Here is an 18,933-nt window from a genome sequence, read left to right as displayed (position 1 = left end):
CTAACTAATTTTAATTTTGAACAAGATCTCGACTGTATTTTTGGCGTGATAAATTCAATTAATGGGAGTGCCAACTTATATAAATCTTCTATTCAAGTGCTGTTTTCAAACCTTAGCTGTTCTATATTATTCCAACCCCAATTTGCCTTAAATACTCAAACGTCTCATCATAATATTCCTTCTTCCTCGTTTCATCTTCTTCATCACCTTCCGGCGCAACAATCACCATTCCTTGCCGCGCTCTGGTTAATAAAACCCGGTAGGCATTTTTCAAATACAGTTTTCTTTCTTCTTTATTAATGTTATGCCATTTACTACCCACAAATGAAAAAGCTTTCCAGCCATCTGGCGAATATCTTAAATCTCCGTCCCATGTAACGCAAGCCCAATCTAATTCTAAACCTTGCACTTGAAATTCTGTTGCTACATCTTCCAAATAATAAGAAGAACGGATGTCTTCCTTACCATCCAAAAACCAATGTATAGGATCCATTGGCGATTTTACATCAATGGCGTAAGGCTTTAATCTGATTGCTTGTGATGAAACAACAATTCCATACCGCTCTGTACCCCGCGCTTTTTCCCGCAGCCATTGCTTTGCTTTTTTAATATCGCGCGTAAGAACAATTGGATATTTATCTTTTAATTCTTCATAATTTTTTCTGGCTTCTTCCATATTCATGTCCAAAAGATTCTTTACAAAAAGAGACACATTCTCTGCCCGAAAAGAGCGCATCGAAACTGACAAATGAAGGTCTTTGTTAAAAACAACTGTTTTGTGTTTTTCTAATAATTGCAAAGCATGTCCGGCGGCATATTCGCTATCAGTTAATCTATCAGAAACATAAACCTGCCATTCAGGAAAGGAGCGATTTACAGATTCTATCCATTCGCTGATTCCCGCTTCACCGGTATTTATTTCTTGTCCACCACCCACGAGGCAAACTATCACCGCCCAATCTTGATGTCTGTCCAAACAGGAAATAAGAAACTCAGGTTCAGAAATATTAAAGTCAGCAACATTCTTTTTTCGCTTCATGAAGTTGGAAGTCTGTGTAATATCCCAGGCTCTTTGCGCTTCATCAAAGATGGTTACATGTTCAAAAGGAGGAGTAGCATCTATAAGACAGCCATCGCGAAAATTATGAACGTTTTGAATCATTGATTTCACCTGACTGAAAGCATCTCCCTTTCTAATTTTATTTCCCTTCTTCCTTTCTCTTTTTACTTTATCTCTGGTGAGTGCTTCGCGTAACACAGCTACTAAAGGGCCGTTACCTGAAAGAAAAACAGTAGAAGATTTTTCATTGTCTTTATAATTCTTAGCGCCAATATTCAATCCCACTAAAGTTTTTCCCGCACCCGGAACTCCGGTAACAAAACAAATGGCTTTTTGGTGTTGCGCTTTTGCTTGCTTAATGATATTCAAAACAGCATCTGTGGTGGTAGATAAATTTATGGCCGAGGCATCTGTGCGCGCGATTTCTTCTACGCCATGACCGCTATACAAAGACATAGCAGCCTCAATGATAGTAGGAGTAGGCGAATAGCGTCCACCAGCCCAACCATCTACATTAATATTTTCGCCATCGGCAAAGGCAAGAACGGTTTTGATAACCTCACTTAAATTTTCTTCATTGGTTTTTATCGGAAATAACAGATTGTCTTGATGTGGCATTTCCGAAATAAATACAAATGCTTTTTTAGATTCTGTACAAACTAAAACCGGAGCAATTAAATTGGCGTGACTCGTTTCATGGAAATTTTTTAAATCCAATGCGTAATCCCAAACTTGATCAATCGCACTTTGATAGAAATCTTTTTCACCCACTTTAAATTCTACCACAAAAATTACATTCTCGATAATTAAAACGACATCAATTCTTCTTCCCATTCTGGGGATAGAATATTCAAAGAATATTTTGCCGTGATAGTTGATTAAAACTTCTTTTAAAGTTTTTATTTCCTGAGTCCACGCACCCTTTTGTGTTGGCTCATCCGGAAAATCGCTGTTGCGGGTGATAGTTCCAAAAATCTCGTTAGTTGAAGACGTAAGAAAATCTTGAATGGTATTTGAATAGAAGTAAGAATTCATTTATTTCGGCTGCATAATTTTTTTATAGTAAGCAATTAACTTATCTAAATCGCTTTCGATTTCATTATAGTTTAAATCAAGATTGGTATTGTAAACTTCGTAAACATAGGACAGGCCATATGTATGTGGCACTTTGCCAAATTGCCGAAAGTATTGCATAATTGTTTTTGTACCTGGCGGAACGTTCCAGTTCTTATTCGGCTTTTCTTGTTCACTTATTCCATAAGCAAGAATTAGCTTGTGTTCTTGTTTAAAAAAATAGAAAACAGGAAAGATGCCATTGGTTACTTTTTGATCTTTGCCAAGAAAAGCAATCCACGCTATTCTAGCAACTCTTCCTTGTCCGAAACCAGCTTTTAAATTTAAGCCTGAATAAAAACGAGGATAATGACTGGTAGCAAGACTATCCGTTTCGGTTTGTGCAAAGAAAGCTGGAAGAATTACTTTAATATCTTCTTTCATGGAAATAATTTAAAAGTACCGTTAGTTTTCAGGAGCAGTCGTAAACTATATCACAATGTAGCAAATTCTTTCTTTCGAATATGTGTTTATGAAGGTTTTAGGTAAGAAATAATTATTTTGATCAACCTTCACTCATACCTTACGCCATTGGTTTATTTTGAACAAGGTAAAATAATAAATTGAATCAATGTAATCTAAAGGCGAATTGATGCCCCATTTGATATGTTTATGTAAACGTTCAAATTCTTTTGCCCATTCAATAAACTGGCTGATCATTTCGCGGCTGTCGTCGGTGGTATAGTTTTCTTTGGCTGCTATGTAGCTTATGTCAGCAACGGCTTCACATAGTGAATAGACTTTCTTTTTTTTCATTTTGCAACTTAAAAAGGATAACCGTAAAAAGCTGTGGGTTTTAAGACACTATTTGTTCTTGTGTGTTATTTTTTTCTTGAAATTTGCTTTGTCACTTTTTCTCTTGAAAGAAAAAGTAACCAAAAAGTTCAAGGAAAACACCATCGCTCCGCGGGTTTTTCCGGGCTAGCGCGCGGCAAAAGCCGGTGGATAGACTATAAAGGAAGGTGTAGCTATTTCGTGATGCAAGCTGGCAACAGTATCCCAGGCTTTGTGTTCTTGCCTTTGATAGCCGCCATATTTTTACTGCGTATTTCTTTGGAGTGCACATCTGCCATGAGGCACAGTTAAATGCCTTGTATTGCTTTTTCTCCTAAATAAAAAATCACATCATTTGTTGGTTCACTGTTATTCGCGGTCTGACCTTCAGTTCCTTTGCTCTTTCTTTTGTCTTGATACATTTTTGGTTTACTGTCCCACGGAGTTGAGAAGTTACCTATCACTCTAATAACTTGCTTTGTCACTTTTTCTCTTGAAAGAAAAAGTAACCAAAAAGTTATCCGCGGATTGTTGTTGTTTTTTAAGGTGCCTATGAGATCGCTTCGCTAAGTTCAAGGAAAATCCGCCGGTGGGCGGGCAGGCTACCATCGCTCCGCGGGTTTTCCGGGCTAGCGCGCGGCAAAAGCCGGTGGATAGACTATAAAGGAAGGTGTAGCTATTTCGTGATGCAAGCTGGCAACAGTATCCCAGGCTTTGTGTTCTTGCCTTTGATAGCCGCCATATTTTTACTGCGGATTCCTTTGGTATGCACATCTGCCATGGTATAAAGTTACCAAATAAGAATCGTGGGGATTTAACTGTGTGCAGTACAGGCAGGATAGTTCACTTTTACATTGATGACAACATAGAAAGTGATCAGCAGCAAATATATTTCAATCACCTTACTTTCGTGGAATGATAATTCTTCATGCGGTACAAAAGCCTTTAAATACCTCGCGTTTGCCACCGGTGATGTATATATCTGCGCCATCAGAAAACCAGCATATGCACTCGTGGTATGCAAAATTATTGTCCACCGGATTTGCGGGAAAACAATTGGTGATGTACGTCCATGATCCTTCTTTGTTGCTGGTGCTGGCACCCGGGAAAAGCATCAACACAACATTGCCTTCTTTTTATCAACACCTTCCCCTGTTACTGGCGCGTAATAAATTTAAGAAGGAATTTATTGAGCACTAGATGCGGCTGGTGCAGGAAGGGTATGTGATAAGCAAAACGAACAGCCGGTCAATGCTCGGGCGGATGAATTCTATTTCCTATAATATTGAATCGCGATGCCGCATGGCGCCTTCCTATAATGCATTACATCCCGATGAAATTGAAGATAGCTATGTTGATTGGCTGACACAAGATGGTGCCTCAGGCAAATATCTTCGCACCAGGGATTATTGGGCAGAAAAAGGTTTGCTGGATAAATAATCTTACTTCCTGCTGATGCCGGCGTCTCAGCCAACATCCTTCCAAACCGGAGATCAAATCTATAAAATAAAAACCAGCCTTATTTGTCGGTTTGCTGCACGGCTGAGTGTGGTATCCTCGTTGGACTCGCTATGCAGCTTAGCCCTGCCAATTTTTAAGGAAGCGGGCATAAACAGATCTCCAGGCTAAAAAAATATCTACCCACTATAATAATCTTTACTTTAGCCCGTTTTTTAATCACTTTATGGCCCCATTCTCAAAATTGCTTACGATTTTTTTGGTGTTATTTATAGTTTCCCCGGTTACTACAAGGGCACAAACACCATTTCAGCCAGCAAAAGCATTCAGACAAGCAGATTCGGTAATAAATCGCAGATCGCAAAGCAGCTTGAGAGATATTTATCCAAACAGGCGGCCCGCATCTTTCAATAATTATATATCCACATTTATAAAGAACCGGCAGCGAAGTATCGGTAATTACCAACCAGGAGTAATATCAATGAACAAAGAAAGAGTAGCCACTACCCAATGCCAGGATACCAGCCAGAGGCTCGTTTATGAAAAAAGCGGCGGAGTATGGTTTGCCAACGACTTTATTACCAAAACAAGGGATGGTAATGTTTTAATACCCGGATTTGATTATGATCCGTATTCAGGCAATACGAGTGCGCATTTGGTAAAATGTACCCAGCAGGGTGATACGCTCTGGAGCCGATCCATTGAGCGTGACTCTTCCAACCGGTTTATGGATGTATATAAGGCTTTTGAATTAAATGATAACAGCATTTTGCTGGCAGGCAATATGGACATCCGGATGCCTTATAACGGACGGTCAGATTTCATGATGCTGAGGGTATCTTCTACAGGGGATTTGATATGGGAAAAAACCTTTAAAACCAAATTGTGGGATGCCGATACCACTGATGGCGCTATAGATATTATAGACTGCAAACAGGATGCAAATGGCGATTTATATGTAGCGGGGGATGTAAGGCATTATGGCTTCCCGCGGCAGGCGCTTGCTTTTAAAATGGATTTGTCAGGAAATGTGATTTGGAGCAAAGGGGTGGCAACAGGAGATTCTCCGATGTTTATCGGTATAGACATATCCGGCCATACCGTGACCTTTGTGGGAAGAAGGGGTGGATATGTTGGTATGGGTTATAGTTACGATTGTTTGGGAATGGTAGTAAATGCATCAACGGGTGACACCTTGTCCACCAACATGCTGAGAGCAGGGCAACCTAATTTCTGGCATGTATTTTACCCAAACAATATGGTAAAGCTTAACAATGGTAATTTGGCTGTATTTGGCCCGGGCGTTTCTGATGCAACCTCACCGGTAGACCCGGAAATGGCTACTCATTTTGGCATATTAGAAATGACCCCCAAGATGGATTTTGTTCGTTCATGGATTTTCAGGTCGCCCGACGCGAGCAATTCTTATAATACTAAAGTTACCGTATTTGAAGATGGAAGCGCCGCCTATACGCGAATGAATTACATTTCAGGCTATAACGGAAATGTAATTTTTGGCAATTGCAGGAATGGTCAAATTTTGAAAGAAAGGGTGATTAATTACAGGGGAATCGGCATATCATGGATATCTAATTTTCTGCAAATGGATGATGGCGGCCAGATAATAACCAGCTTCTTTGGAGATTCAGCCACTTCCTTAAGCGCTATGGAATTTATGAGACTTCATAATAGTGACACGGCCAGCACCTGCCTTGGCAAGGATACATTGAGCACATTTGTGGAGCCGGTATCTTTTTACAATGCGGTACCCTGGATTGACAGCATCAGCGAAAATGTATTAGCAGAAGACCCGCGCCCTTTTAAAGGCGTTTTCAATAACAGCTTTATTATTTCCAGCAATTGTAAGCAGGTTAGCTTTTGTGATTCACTAAAAATAAGTGTTCCCCGCGATACCATTTGCGCCAACACGACTCTTACTATCAACATAAAAAAGAATAAGGAATGCGGGGCAATACCTGCCTGGGATTATGATGATTCTTCTGTGAAATTCTTTAACCGTGTCAGCGATTCTACTTTTAATATTTCTTTTGACAAACCGTGGCAGGGCTATCTTTATGCGAACGTAAATGGTTGCGGTATGGTAAAGGATTCGGTAAAACTAACCGTGCTTCAATCGCCCACGCAGCTTAACCTGGGCGCTGATACTATGATATGCGCGGGCAACAGTTTTTTATTAAATGCCAAAAAAGGATATGCTTCTTATAAATGGCAGGACGGTTCCGGGGATTCCGTTTTCAATGTAACGCAGCCGGGTAAATATTATGTAACTACCATGGATGCCTGCGGAGGAATATTTAGTGATACAATTGCAGTAAAGCAATATCCTGCGGCTATTCTTAATTTGGGCGCTGATACGGTAATGTGTCCGGGGACCTATTTTTCATTAAATGCCACAAACGGGTTTGCCTCTTATACCTGGCAGGACGGCTCTGCTGATTCTGTTTTCACCGTATGGGGGCCGGGTAAATATTATGTTACTGCCACTGATATTTGCGGGAATATATTTAGCGATACCCTGATAGTGAGCCCACACACACCGACTACTTTTGATTTGGGCGCGGATACGGTGATGTGTGCCGGCAGCAGTTTTATATTACATGCGAAAACAGGCTTTGCCTCTTATAAATGGCAGGATGGCTCCGCGGATTCCATTTTCACCGTAACGCAACCCGGAAAATATTTTGTAGCAACAATGGATGCCTGTGCTATTTTGTTTAGCGATACCATTATTGTAAGCAAGCATCCGACAATTCCTCCATCTCTCGGGCCGGATACGGTAATTTGCCCGGGCAATACGATGATATTAAATGCCAAAAAGGGATATGCATCATACAAATGGCAGGATGGTTCCATAGATTCTGTTTTTACCGTAACGCAGCCGGGGAAATATTTTGTAACTACCCGGGATGCCTGCGGCACTAAACTTAGCGACACTGTTATGGTGAGCACACATCCGCCAATTCCTTTTAGTGCCGGGCCGGACCGGGTTAAATGCAACAGCGATACGATTCAATTACATGCCACACCCGGATTTTTAAATTATGAATGGCGCCCGGATTATCAACTCAGTTCTGCTAATTCGCCGGATTTAATTGCCACCCCTTTAACCAATACTTCTTATACCGTAAAAGCGGAAAAAACACCCGGATGTTTTGCATATGATACGGTTTATGTAAAAGTGAACCACTCCCTGCCGGTAAACCTTGGCGCGGATACCAGCTTTTGCATGGGAGACAGCGTGATTTTTAATGCAGGCAATCATTTTTCATCCTATATGTGGAGCAATGGCTCGGCTGCTTCTTTCATTGTTGCAAAGAAAGCGGGTGTTTATTTGATTAATGCGATGTCAGCCGAAGGCTGCCATTCTTTGGATACGGTAGTGGTAAATTTATTTTCAAATCCTGTGGTCATGCTGGACCCAAATAATACGTTGTGTTCCGGCGGGTCAAGATTATTAGATGCGGGAAATTTTGCTTCTTATTTATGGAATGATGGCAGTAGTGGAAAAGCTTTATTGGTTGATAAACCAGGAACTTATTTTGTAAGGGTAACTGACGAAAAGGGCTGCCGGGGCAATGATACTTCTGTAATTACAAGCATTGTTCCTTTACCGTCGGGCTTTTTGCCAAAAGACACGTCTATTTGTTCCTATGGAACACTTGTCATAGCAGCGAAGCCGGGATTTGTTGATTATTTATGGAGCAATAACACAACTGCTTCTTCTGTAACGATTGATAAACCAGGGAGCTACTGGTTGCAGGTTACGGATAATAATAGCTGTGTGGGTAAAGAGTTTATTACCATCTCACAAAAAGACTGTATGGTTGGGTTTTATATACCCAATGCATTTTCACCCAATAATGACGGCAAGAATGATGTATTTAAGCCCATAATATTTGGCAATGTGGTTCATTATTCTTTTATGGTATATAATGGATGGGGGCAGAAAGTATTTGAAAGTAAGGATTTATTAAACGGATGGAATGGGACTTTTCATGGGGCTGATTGTGATACCGATATTTTTGTATGGATGTGCAGCTACCAGCTTGCCGGCGGAAATGCAGAGAATAAGAAAGGAACGGTGATGTTGATGAGATAGCACAATGAAAAGAAACAGAATTTATCGTTCTGATTTACATTTCAGTATCTTGTACCAACCAAATAAAAATCTTCTTTATTTGTTGCTTTACTGTTCATTGAAAGATACGGTTTGCCGGGGGAGACTTTTATCGTGGAGTTTATAACGGAAGCCGTTGGCATGAAGAAATTTTCTAACGAGCATTTCAGGCTTTGTGTTCTTGCCTTTGATAGCCGCCATATTTTTACTGCGTATTTCTTTGGAGTGGACGTCTGCCATGAGGCAAAGTTAAATGCCTTGTATTGCTTTTTTCCTAAATAAAAAATCACATCATTTGTTGGTTTGCTGTTGTCCCTCTTGCCCGCGGTCTGACCTGCGGTGCTGACCGCTACGTTTCACTGTTGCCCGCGGCCTGACCTTCGGTGCCTTTACTTTTCTTTTGCCTTGATGCATTCTTCGACAGGCTCAGAAGAAACAAAAAATCAGGGAAAATCCGCCGGTGGGCGGACAGGCTCCGATCGCTCCGCGCGTTTTTCCAGGCTTGCGCGCGGCAAAAGCCAATTTAATGCCTGTCTTGTTTCGGAGAGCTGATTTATTATATCGGCTTTGTCGGGAGGCTTTTATTAGAATAAAATAAAAACCGGAGATATTTACCTGCCTGCCGGTAGGTATGGTTTGTTCACTGTTATCCGCGGTATAATTTATTAGGATTGCCAACTTTTCAAAAGCTGACAACCCTTAATGCACAGTAATTTTAAATAAATAGTTTCAGGGATAGATTTAGGAATATCTGTGTGTGAAAATGCTTATTTTTGAGAGAACAAGTGAATACTTAAAGTCAGATTAAAACATGCCGGATAAGCAGGCAGACAATAATTTTATGCCGACATTATTAGTGATTAACGGGTTTAGGTTTTTCTTTTATAGTAATGAAAATAGTGAGCCGATACATGTACATGTGACAAAAGGAAGTGCGAATGGAAAAATCTGGCTCTTACCAAATATAGAAATAGCATATATGAACGGATTCACAAATAGCGAAATAAAAATGATTATGGAAACAATAATAACCCATTCAAAAACTTTTAAAGCTAAATGGAATGAGCACTTCAATAAATAACAGGTATGATGCAGTAGAAAAAATAATCTTTGAAGATGGATTGCGCATTATAGCGATTGAGGTATATCCCGAACTGGATATGATGTTGATCATTCTCAATACTTCGGCCATTCTACGTCAAAAGTTATCATCGTACCCTAATCTCAAAGCAGCAGGTAAAGACGCATTGAATGAATATGAAATAATTGCGGATGGTGCCGGAATCCACTGGCCTGCCCTCGATGAAGACTTAAGCCTGAAAGGCTTTTTGCGCGATGAACTGCGTAATATCGTAAAAGGCGCCAAAGGTTTTATTGCTGCGTAATATTCTTTTTGGCCATGATGTAAGTAACAGATGCATAGCTTCACCATAATGAATACACTTTCTCTTTTTTCATGATGCAACTCAAAAACAGAATTAGAAAATACTGTTGCTTTTAATACCCCATTTATTTTTGCTTGTTATTTTACCAGGAAAGCCGGGGTCGCGGTCTGCAGAAAACTCTTGAATAAGATCGTTCAGACCGCCGAAGGCAAGCGTTCCGACCGTTTTCTAACCAGCATTTCAGGCTTTGTGTTCTTGCCTTTGATGCGGCTCATGTTGTAGCTGCGCATTTCTTTGGAGTGGACGTCTGCCATGAGGCAAAGTTAGGTATTGCTCTTTCTTTTGTCTTGATACAAAAGAAACAAAAAATCAAGGAAAACCCGATCGCTCCGCGCGTTTTTCCGGGCCTGCGCGCGGCAAAAGCCGTTGGATAGACTATCTTTCTTTGCAGCAAACGTCTTAAGTTAACGCCTTGTATTGCTTTTTGCCTAAATAAAAAATCGCATTGTTTGTTGGTTCACTTAATCCGCGGTCTGGCTTGTGCCGACCGCTATGCAGATATTTAAAAACAAAGCCACAAAGCACACGAAGTGGCACAAAGGAAATCTTCTTCTTCGTGAACTTTTGTGCTCTTTGTGGCTTAGTGGTGAAAAAACTGGCATCTTAATCCGTGGAGGATCGAAAAAGACAGCCAAATTAAAAGAATAAAATACCGTCATATTGAGAACTGGTGCAACAACTATCTCATCCTGAAGTTTATATAAAATTTAAGGATGAACGGTGAGCAAACCGGTTTTTTTGAAAGTATTTTTTGTAATTTTATTTCAATTTGATACATCTGTTTTATTCCCCGCCTGCTTCTTCCAATAGGTTTAAATTATAAGTAAAGATGAGCGTCATTACCCGCAATAATGTAGTAGTAAAAGGTAAAGGTTCTCAGCCGATCATGTTCGTTCATGGGTTTGGCTGCGACCAGAATATGTGGAGATACGTATACCCGGCTTTTGAAGAAGCGTATAAAATCATCCTGTTGGATCTCGTTGGCGCGGGCAATTCTAACCTGTCGGCCTACGACCCGGAAAAATACAGTGATTTAAGAGGTTACGCTCATGACATTATTGAAATTGCACAGGAACTGGAGTTAAAAGACATTATATACGTCGGCCATTCTGTTAGCGCGCTGATTGGGATTATTGCCTCTCAAAAAGCGCCGGGGCTTTTTAAATCGTTGGTACTCGTTGGCCCTTCACCTTGTTATATCAATGACGGCGATTACTATGGTGGCTTTACGAAACCGCAGATTGAAGAATTGCTTGAATCCCTGGATGATAATCACCTGGGCTGGTCAATGGCAATGGCGCCTGCGATAATGGGAAACGCGGAAAGAAAAGAACTGGGTGATGAACTTGCCAATAGTTTTTGCAGAACCAATCCGGATATAGCGAGGCAATTTGCGCGCACCACTTTTTTATCGGATGAAAGGGCGCTTATAGGATCGGTAAATATTCCAACACTAATTTTGCAATGTTCAGAAGATGTAATTGCGCCCAGGGAAGTGGGAGAATATGTGCATCAGCAAATTAAAGGCAGCAAGTTAGTATTTATGAACGCTACAGGACATTGCCCCAACCTGAGTGCGCCTGAAGAAACTACTTACGAAATATTACAATTCTTATCACAGTGAAATCTTCCATCGCAAATGCCAAACCACAGCAGGAAAGCTTTGACGACTTTTTCGAAGAAAATCTCTGTGGTTTCATTATTGCAGACTCAAAAGCTATTATTACAAAAGCTAATAAGACGTTAGCGAAGTGGACGGGTTATACGCCGGAAGAATTAGCAGGCAAACGTTTTTCAGACATCCTTACCATAAGTGGTAAAGTATATTATGAAACGCATTTATCCCCGCTATTAAAGATGCAGGGTTTTTTTGATGAGGTAATGCTTGAAATTCTACATACTTCCGGTTCCCGGATGCAAGTGATTATCAATGCCCTTGACAGGAAGGATGAAACGGGAAACGTTGCATTTACCCGGTTTACCATTTTAAAAGGTGGCGACAGGCTTATCTACGAACAAAACCTGAAGCATGCCAAAAAAGAGACGGAAAGGAAACTGGCGGATGAAAAAAGGAATGTCACTTTGCGCGAACAATTAATTGCTGTGTTAGGACATGACCTTCGCAACCCGCTTTCTTCTATTGTGATGGCGGCTCAACTTCTTGATGATTCTACGGATAAAACCAATTCAATATTAATTGGCACTTTAAAGCGCAGCGCCTACCGGATGCAGGAACTTATTACCAATATAATGGATTTTGCAAAAACGCGCCTGGGCGAAGGAATCGTTTTGAACAGGCGAAATATTTTGATAAAGCCTGTGATTGAACAGGTGATTGCAGAATTGAAAATAGTACATCCTGCCACACCAATCATTGCACAATACGATGTGACCGGTACCGTAAACTGTGATTCCAGCCGGATTGCCCAATTGGCTTCCAACCTGGTATCGAATGCGCTTACTCATGGAGAAAAAGACACGCCTGTCATTGTCCGTGTTGTGCAAAACGATACCCAAATGGAATTGTCGGTTATTAATAAGGGCAATCCTATTCCTGAAGTGTTGCACCAAAAGCTTTTTGAGCCTTTTAACAAAGAAAGCCTGAGAGCAAGCCGTCAGGGGCTGGGGCTTGGCCTTTATATTTGTGCTGAAATTGCCAGGGCGCATAATGCTTCACTTACTTTTACTTCAGATGAGCAAGAAACCTCCTTCAGGTTTTATATGGAATATTGAACCCTTTTAAATCCTTGAGAGAGATAGAACACAAATCCCGGACATTTATTGGTTGACTGTAATTGGTATGGACGGTGGTATTCTATAAAGACAATAAGGCAAAGGCATTTACACACAAAACCACGAAGCACGAAGTGGCACAAAGGGAAATCTTTTTCTTCGTGAAGCTTTGTGCTCTTTGCGGCTTTGTGGCAAAGAAAAGTTCCATGTTAATTCGCGGTCTGACCTTCGGTGCCGACCGCTACGTTTTTGAACAAGATTGGATTGTCATTTTCAAATAAGCAAAACAAGAATCGAACATATTTGTTATTTCACTGTTATCCATGGTCTGACCTTCGGTGCAGGCCGCTATGCAGGCATTTTACACCAAATCAAACCACTGGCTTTTTTCCTTGTAATTTTCTACAGGTGTTACTGTATTTTCAGCATGGAAGGAACTTATCAGTGTTGACACATCTGCTTTTATCATGTTGATGCAATTGGTAACCAAATCATTTCTAAATCCTTTTTCTCCCATTTCTATTACAAAATTTGAGGCGATGATGCGGGAAAAAACTTTTCCCAAATCAATCATTTTACGCTGACTAATGCCCGCCGCTAAATTGAAATCAATATCTTTTTTAAAAAAAGAGCAAGCCTTTTGGGTAAGGTTAAATTCTTTCAAAAACCGGTAAATATTCGATTCTTTTTTTCTCTTCATCAACTTCGCAATCATTTCTCCTATTTGCGTATAAAGCATTTCATTTGATCCTTCAAATATCTGGAAAGCCCTGCTGTCCATGATGCCACGGCCACCAATATTACTGATCCTGTAACCATTGGCTCCTGACAATTGGGTGTAGGTCTGTGAAGATTCCTGCATCAGATCTGTTATATAAGCTTTCATTGAATTGGCTTCTATACCTTCGGCTGAAAGATCATGCTCTATGCCGCTTACATAACTGCTTCTGAAACACATGGCAGAAACAACCGTAAACGCACTTTGAATTTGGGAAACCTGGTATTGAACCTCGTCCAGTTCGATCAGTTTCTTTCCGCCAACGATTCTTTGGTTGCATTGTTGTAAAGCCTCGTCGAGCATTCTTTTGATAAAACCCATCGCCATGCCGGGAAATTGCAACCTGCTCCGGTGAAGGATATCCAGCATCATTTTTAAACCCGACGTTTGGGGCACTAATTTATTTTGTTCCGGTACCAGGATGTCTACCCTGTTTCTGCCATAAGGAATCAGCTCAAGGCCTAAATTATTATACACCTGCTCCACCACTATTTGCTGTCTTTCCTTAGATACATCGCAAATAAAAAAATCAATATCGCGGTTAAGTTCACCGTTGGCATTTTTTTCGCGTGAAGTGATCAGCCAGTAATCGGCTATGCCGGTGAGGCCCTGCCAATGCTTTATTCCCTTTACTTTATAAGAATCTCCCACACGCTCATTCCAGGTATGCATATTTAACGCATCACTTCCAAAATCGGGTTCGGTAATCATCAATCCGCCCATATTTTGTTTCTCTAAAAAGTTTTTAAAAATAGCTTCCTTCACAGATTCATTCGCGTATTTAGCTACCGGCTCTAAAAACAAAGCGATGTTGATACCAAACATTAAGGATAAGGAAATAGACTCATAAGATGCTGCTGACAAAATACCCAGGCATTCTTTTACTTTCACACCGCGGCCACCATACTTTTCCGGAATCGCTACCGCCAAAGGCCTCGCCTCCATGATTTTATTTAGTTCATCGGGGCTTAAAGCTCTTTCAATGGTAAATTCATTTCCGCCAAATTTTTTTTCAAAAACTTCTTTTAATACCTTTTTATAATCCTCCAGGTAATCTGTAAACTCACTCTTCATATATTAGCTGTGATTTTGTTCGCTGTAAGCTACCTAAATTATTTTTGTAAAATTACGTCACATAACCTTTGTCAGTGGCAGCGGTCTTTATTGCCGGAACTTTAGCTTCATTAAAATATTGATATGGATAATTGGAAAATGTCTGCAAGTTAGGATATGAACCGGGGATATTTGTTGGTTCACTGCTATCCGCGGTCTGACCTGGGGTGCTGACCGCTATACACTGTACTAACGTATCTAATCAGAAGAAAATAATTTATGTCGCTTCAGGCCAGAGCGATATTTTTTTGACGAAAGCTTTTAAGGAAGCGTTTAAAAGATGATTTTCCTTGTAGTTTTATCAGATGCATATTACTATATGATAGCAGGTACCCAATCTGGACAAATTGATGTATTTTTCATTTTTATATATTTCCCATTTCTTTCTTCAAAAGTAACTTCATGAATTCTATCTTCATAAGCTATCGTAGGGATGATGGAATTGATACAGCACAATTGCTTCAGATAAGTCTTCAAAAAATATTTGGAGAAGAAGCTGTTTTTCTTGATACAAACACCATGAAGCCCGGTGATGAATTTCCGGCGTATCTCCAAAGTGCAATGGGGAATGCGAAAGTGGTAATTGTAATGATTGGCAAAAACTGGAAAGGTTCAAACCCTCAACAAAACAGGCTGGCAAATGAAGATGATTGGGTGCGGAAGGAACTGGAAATGGCTTTGCAGAAAACGGATGCCAGAAAAAAGATATTTCCGGTTCTTGTTAAAGGTGCTACAATCACCGATTCTTTTAAAGACCTTCCCCCATCCCTTCAAAAACTTTCCGAATATAATTGTGCAACGCTCAGGGAAAAGGAATTTAGCCAGGATCTGTTGCCACTGATTCCGCTTATTGAAGCATATATTGATGTAGGTAACCCTTTGGAAGATCTGCCTCTTGATGATGAATCTTATAAATATCCTATAGGTAGCCCCTTTAAAGGGCTGGCATATTTTACTGAAAAAGATGCAAAACTTTTCTTCGGGCGTGGACAGGAAATCCGCCAGCTATATAATATTATCTGCGAAAGAAATATTGTGTTTTTCTATGGACAATCGGGCGTTGGCAAATCATCATTATTATTTGCAGGTCTTAAGCCACGCATGAATTTCAAGGGCTGGAATATCGTTTATTTCAGGAGGGAAACGGGAGTAAACCTTGCCAATAAACTTCATGAATATACTTCTAATCTTAAATCAACGGATAAGCAATTAGTAATTCTTGACCAGGTTGAAGAAATATATACGAATCCTTCTGCTGAATTTTCGTCACAGGAAGAATCTGCTCAATTATTTAAAGAAGTGAAACTGGGTGCTGAAACAAACATAAATATGATTCTAAGTTTCAGGAAAGAATATTTGGCTGAATTTAAAAATTTATTTGTGAACCTGGAAGTGGAAGATTTTTACCTGAAGCCACTTCAGGCAAATGGCGTGTTGGATGCAATACGCGGTGTAACACAAGAGCAAAAAGCCCGGGACATTTACCAATTGCAATTTGGAGACAAAACAGTTCCTGCAACTATTGCCCAGGCTATACTTAGCGATGAACAATCGCAAGTAGCTCCTTTATTACAGATTTTACTGCGAAAGATGTGGGATAAAGTGAGCGACAAAAAGCCCCGCATTTTCACCAAAGATTTATTTAATGAAGTTAAAAGTAGTAGCCTGTTAACATTGATAAATGATCAGATTGTGGCGGTAGGCGTAAAATTTCCCGAGGAAGTTGCCAGTGGGCTCGTTCTTGATATACTCTATTTTTTTACGACACCAAGAGGAACTTCTGCCTCACATACGGAAGAAGAAGTGTTTCAACGCTATGAAAGTAATTTGACCTCCGGATTAGTAACCGAACTCAAAAATAAATATTTACTCACTGAACCAAAAGAAGAAAATGATAGCGTTGCGCGATTGGCGCATGATTCACTTGCGCCCATCATCCGTGAAATGTTTTCTAATTCCACGTTGCCTGGCCAACGGGCATCCATTCTGCTCGATAGTAAAAAATATGAGATTGAAAATCTCCCTGACAAAGTTGAATTTAGTAAGGCAGACCTTTCAATTATTGATGCCGGAAAAGCAGGCATGAGGAAATGTACAAATTCCGAAAGTAGAGAAATTGAAGAAAGCAGGCAACGCATTAAAATTGATGAACAGCAGCGGGAGGAAACGAAGATAAAGCAGCTAAAGCGAACGAGGATATTTTCAGTCGCTATTTCAATATTAGCTTTAATAGCCGCAATAATTGCGATTATTGCGTTTCGTCAAAATGAGCTTGCCGATTCGAATCGTTTGCTTTCCGAAGCTCGCCTTGCTTTGGAAAATAATGATGCCTCACTAGCGCTCCGCCTTGCAGAAGCCAGTATAAAAATGTATAGTGATTCAGTAAACGTAGCCTTCGCAACTTCGACTTATATCAATAATAGCTTTTATTCAACAGAATTTAAAGGCCATTCAGACTGGATTAATTCTGTAGCCTTCTCACCGGACGGGAAACACATTCTTACAGGTTCTGCTGATAGTACCGCCCAACTGTGGGATTTAAAAGGAAACATGATTCAGGGCTTCAAAGGCCATTCCGGTGAAGTTTATTCTGTAGCTTTTTCTCCTGATGGACAATGGATTCTTACAGGTTCAGAGGATAGTACCGCCCGTCTGTGGAATTTGAAAGGAACTATGATCCGGGAATTTAAAGGACATTCCGGTGAAGTTTATTCTGTAGCTTTTTCTCCCGATGGAAAAATGGTTCTTACAGGTTCAGAGGACAATACCGCCCGCCTGTGGAATTTGAACGGAACTGTGGCTCAGGAATTTAAAGGTCATTCTGGAGAGGTTACCTCTGTTGCTTACTCTCCTGATAGTGTACACATTCTTACGGGTTCATCTGATAGTACCGCCCGTCTGTGGGATTTGAAAGGAACTATGATCCGGGAATTTAAAGGACATGCTGGCAAAATAAGTTGTGTAACTTTTTCGCCAGACGGCAAACAAATTCTTACAGGTTCCTATGATAGTACCGCCCGCTTGTGGAATTTGAAAGGAACTATGATTCAAGAATTTAGGGGACATTCTGGGGAGATCTATTCTGTGGCCTTCTCTTCCGATGGTAAAAATATTCTAACTGGTTCTTATGACCATACTGCCCGTGTGTGGAATTTGGGAGGATTTACAATCCAGGTATTTAAGGACCATTCACAGGTGGTTATGTCTGTAGCCTTTTCTCCCGATAGTGTTCATATTCTTACAGCCTCCGGTGATGGAACAGCCCACCTGTGGAATCTGAAAAAAATGATTCGGGAATTTAAAGGACAGGTTGGTCTTGTTTATTCTGTTGTTTTTTCGCCCGATAGCATACACATCCTTTCCCGTTCTGATAACGGCACTATCCGCTTGTGGGATTTGAAGGGAACTATGATCTGTGAATTTAAGAGCGAAAGAGGATGGGTTAATTCTATGGCTTTTTCGCCAGACGGCAAACAAATTCTTACAGGTGCTTTCGATAGTACAGCTCGCTTGTGGGATTTAAAAGGAACCTTAATTCAGGAATTTAAAGGTCATAACGGATGGGTTAATTCTGTGGCCTTTTCTCCAGATGGCAAAGAGGTTCTTACCGGTTCTTCTGATAGCACTGCTCGTCTGTGGAATTTGAAGGGGATAATGATCCAAAAATTTAGAGACCATTCAGAGGAGATCTATTCTGTGGCTTTTTCTTCCGATGGCAAAAATGTTCTAACAGGTTCTTCCGATAATATCGCCCGATTGTGGGATTTGAATGGAACTATAATCCATGAATTTAAAGGTCATTCAGGCAGGGTTACATCTGTTACTTTTTCCCCAGATAGCAAATGCCTTCTTACGGGATCTTATGATGGTACTGCTCGTTTATGGAACTTGAAGGGAAAAATGATCCGGGAATTTACAGGCGGATCAGGGAATGTTTTTTCCGTTGCTTTTTCTCCTGATGGCAAATACATTTTAACCAGTTGTTCTGATAGGACTGCCCGGCTGTGGAATTTACAGGGAACCTTGATTCAGACATTTCAAGGATTTTCAAATTTGGTTAGTTCTGTGGCTTTCTCTCCTAATGGCAAATATGTTCTTACAGGGTCTTTTGACCAATCAGTCCGGTTATGGGCAATAGTTCCTTATGATGAGTATCTCAAAAGTGATAAAATCGCTTCATTGACGCCAGAACAAAAGAAACAGTATGGAATTGGAAAATCGCTATTCGGATGGAAATAAATAATTTTCATATAATTGTTCTGCTAGTAGTCTCTCCGCCATTAATACAATAGATTCTCCTTTGTCGAAATAAAACCATCTC

General features: G+C 40.4%; 14 protein-coding genes. 8 read left to right on the top strand and 6 right to left on the bottom strand.

Annotated elements, in window-relative coordinates:
* Positions 1-121: 121 nt before the first annotated feature.
* The 3 genes from EFY79_RS02520 to EFY79_RS02510 all read right to left on the bottom strand — a co-directional run bounded on the left by EFY79_RS02520 (position 122) and on the right by EFY79_RS02510 (position 2,929).
* The gene (locus tag EFY79_RS02520) at positions 122-2,095 is read right to left on the bottom strand and encodes a DUF2075 domain-containing protein (RefSeq protein WP_123119080.1); all 1,974 of its coding nucleotides are present in this window, start codon (positions 2,093-2,095) and stop codon (positions 122-124) included.
* Positions 2,096-2,557 (bottom strand): 5-methylcytosine-specific restriction endonuclease subunit McrB, encoded by a 462-nt coding sequence (locus EFY79_RS02515; protein WP_123119079.1) that lies wholly within the window; start codon positions 2,555-2,557, stop codon positions 2,096-2,098.
* A gap of 132 nt (positions 2,558-2,689) precedes the next feature.
* Entirely contained in the window at positions 2,690-2,929 is a 240-nt protein-coding gene (locus tag EFY79_RS02510; RefSeq protein WP_123119078.1) for a hypothetical protein, read from the bottom strand.
* 933 nt (positions 2,930-3,862) lie between these two features.
* On the opposite strand from EFY79_RS02510, the gene EFY79_RS02495 reads away from it, so the two are divergent.
* The 3 genes from EFY79_RS02495 to EFY79_RS02485 all read left to right on the top strand — a co-directional run bounded on the left by EFY79_RS02495 (position 3,863) and on the right by EFY79_RS02485 (position 8,525).
* Positions 3,863-4,147: a DUF6933 domain-containing protein gene (locus EFY79_RS02495; protein WP_123119075.1), complete on the top strand. Its 285-nt coding sequence runs from the start codon at positions 3,863-3,865 to the stop codon at positions 4,145-4,147.
* A 63-nt stretch (positions 4,148-4,210) separates the two neighbouring features.
* On the top strand, positions 4,211-4,387 hold the full coding sequence (locus EFY79_RS21360) for a hypothetical protein (protein WP_158605126.1): 177 nt from the start codon (positions 4,211-4,213) through the stop codon (positions 4,385-4,387).
* A gap of 262 nt (positions 4,388-4,649) precedes the next feature.
* The gene (locus EFY79_RS02485; RefSeq protein WP_158605125.1) at positions 4,650-8,525 is read left to right on the top strand and encodes a T9SS type B sorting domain-containing protein; all 3,876 of its coding nucleotides are present in this window, start codon (positions 4,650-4,652) and stop codon (positions 8,523-8,525) included.
* Between the two features lie 87 nt (positions 8,526-8,612).
* Here EFY79_RS02485 and EFY79_RS02480 read toward each other — a convergent pair whose 3' ends face one another.
* Positions 8,613-8,783 (bottom strand): PDDEXK family nuclease, encoded by a 171-nt coding sequence (locus tag EFY79_RS02480; protein WP_123119072.1) that lies wholly within the window; start codon positions 8,781-8,783, stop codon positions 8,613-8,615.
* A gap of 571 nt (positions 8,784-9,354) precedes the next feature.
* Between EFY79_RS02480 and EFY79_RS02470 the strand changes: the two genes are divergently transcribed.
* The gene (locus tag EFY79_RS02470) at positions 9,355-9,624 is read left to right on the top strand and encodes a DUF4160 domain-containing protein (RefSeq protein ID WP_123119070.1); all 270 of its coding nucleotides are present in this window, start codon (positions 9,355-9,357) and stop codon (positions 9,622-9,624) included.
* Positions 9,605-9,928 (top strand): DUF2442 domain-containing protein, encoded by a 324-nt coding sequence (locus EFY79_RS02465; protein WP_123119069.1) that lies wholly within the window; start codon positions 9,605-9,607, stop codon positions 9,926-9,928. The genes EFY79_RS02470 and EFY79_RS02465 overlap by 20 nt, the downstream gene beginning before the upstream one ends.
* A 194-nt stretch (positions 9,929-10,122) precedes the next feature.
* Here EFY79_RS02465 and EFY79_RS21690 read toward each other — a convergent pair whose 3' ends face one another.
* Positions 10,123-10,242, bottom strand: coding sequence for a very short patch repair endonuclease (locus tag EFY79_RS21690; protein WP_262683435.1), 120 nt, complete (start codon positions 10,240-10,242; stop codon positions 10,123-10,125).
* 575 nt (positions 10,243-10,817) lie between these two features.
* Between EFY79_RS21690 and EFY79_RS02455 the strand changes: the two genes are divergently transcribed.
* Together EFY79_RS02455 and EFY79_RS02450 are read left to right on the top strand one after the other, a co-directional pair.
* Positions 10,818-11,612 (top strand): alpha/beta fold hydrolase, encoded by a 795-nt coding sequence (locus EFY79_RS02455; protein WP_123119068.1) that lies wholly within the window; start codon positions 10,818-10,820, stop codon positions 11,610-11,612.
* Positions 11,609-12,721, top strand: coding sequence for a PAS domain-containing sensor histidine kinase (locus EFY79_RS02450; RefSeq protein WP_123119067.1), 1,113 nt, complete (start codon positions 11,609-11,611; stop codon positions 12,719-12,721). Before EFY79_RS02455 ends, EFY79_RS02450 begins: the two co-directional genes overlap by 4 nt.
* 361 nt (positions 12,722-13,082) lie before the next feature.
* Here the strand turns inward: EFY79_RS02450 and EFY79_RS02440 are convergent, their stop codons facing one another.
* Entirely contained in the window at positions 13,083-14,573 is a 1,491-nt protein-coding gene (locus EFY79_RS02440) for an acyl-CoA dehydrogenase family protein (protein ID WP_123119065.1), read from the bottom strand.
* 441 nt (positions 14,574-15,014) lie between these two features.
* Here EFY79_RS02440 and EFY79_RS02435 point away from each other — a divergent pair, with 441 nt between their 5' ends.
* Positions 15,015-18,851, top strand: coding sequence for an eIF2A-related protein (locus tag EFY79_RS02435; protein WP_123119064.1), 3,837 nt, complete (start codon positions 15,015-15,017; stop codon positions 18,849-18,851).
* The last annotated feature ends 82 nt before the right edge of the window (positions 18,852-18,933 follow it).

This window comes from Hanamia caeni (genome assembly GCF_003721595.1).
GTDB lineage: Bacteria > Bacteroidota > Bacteroidia > Chitinophagales > Chitinophagaceae > Ginsengibacter > Ginsengibacter caeni.
This window is presented reverse-complemented; position numbering and strand designations above follow the sequence as displayed.

Bases quoted from the DNA above. Each gene is read 5' to 3' on its own strand.
- EFY79_RS21690 (WP_262683435.1), bottom strand. From the start codon at position 10,242: ATGGCAGACGTCCACTCCAAAGAAATGCGCAGCTACAACATGAGCCGC.
- EFY79_RS02465 (WP_123119069.1), top strand. From the start codon at position 9,605: ATGAGCACTTCAATAAATAACAGGTATGATGCAGTAGAAAAAATAATC.
- EFY79_RS02495 (WP_123119075.1), top strand. From the start codon at position 3,863: ATGATAATTCTTCATGCGGTACAAAAGCCTTTAAATACCTCGCGTTTG.
- EFY79_RS02435 (WP_123119064.1), top strand. From the start codon at position 15,015: ATGAATTCTATCTTCATAAGCTATCGTAGGGATGATGGAATTGATACA.
- EFY79_RS02515 (WP_123119079.1), bottom strand. From the start codon at position 2,557: ATGAAAGAAGATATTAAAGTAATTCTTCCAGCTTTCTTTGCACAAACC.
- EFY79_RS02520 (WP_123119080.1), bottom strand. From the start codon at position 2,095: ATGAATTCTTACTTCTATTCAAATACCATTCAAGATTTTCTTACGTCT.
- EFY79_RS02510 (WP_123119078.1), bottom strand. From the start codon at position 2,929: ATGAAAAAAAAGAAAGTCTATTCACTATGTGAAGCCGTTGCTGACATA.
- EFY79_RS02480 (WP_123119072.1), bottom strand. From the start codon at position 8,783: ATGGCAGACGTCCACTCCAAAGAAATACGCAGTAAAAATATGGCGGCT.
- EFY79_RS02440 (WP_123119065.1), bottom strand. From the start codon at position 14,573: ATGAAGAGTGAGTTTACAGATTACCTGGAGGATTATAAAAAGGTATTA.
- EFY79_RS02455 (WP_123119068.1), top strand. From the start codon at position 10,818: ATGAGCGTCATTACCCGCAATAATGTAGTAGTAAAAGGTAAAGGTTCT.
- EFY79_RS21360 (WP_158605126.1), top strand. From the start codon at position 4,211: ATGAATTCTATTTCCTATAATATTGAATCGCGATGCCGCATGGCGCCT.
- EFY79_RS02470 (WP_123119070.1), top strand. From the start codon at position 9,355: ATGCCGGATAAGCAGGCAGACAATAATTTTATGCCGACATTATTAGTG.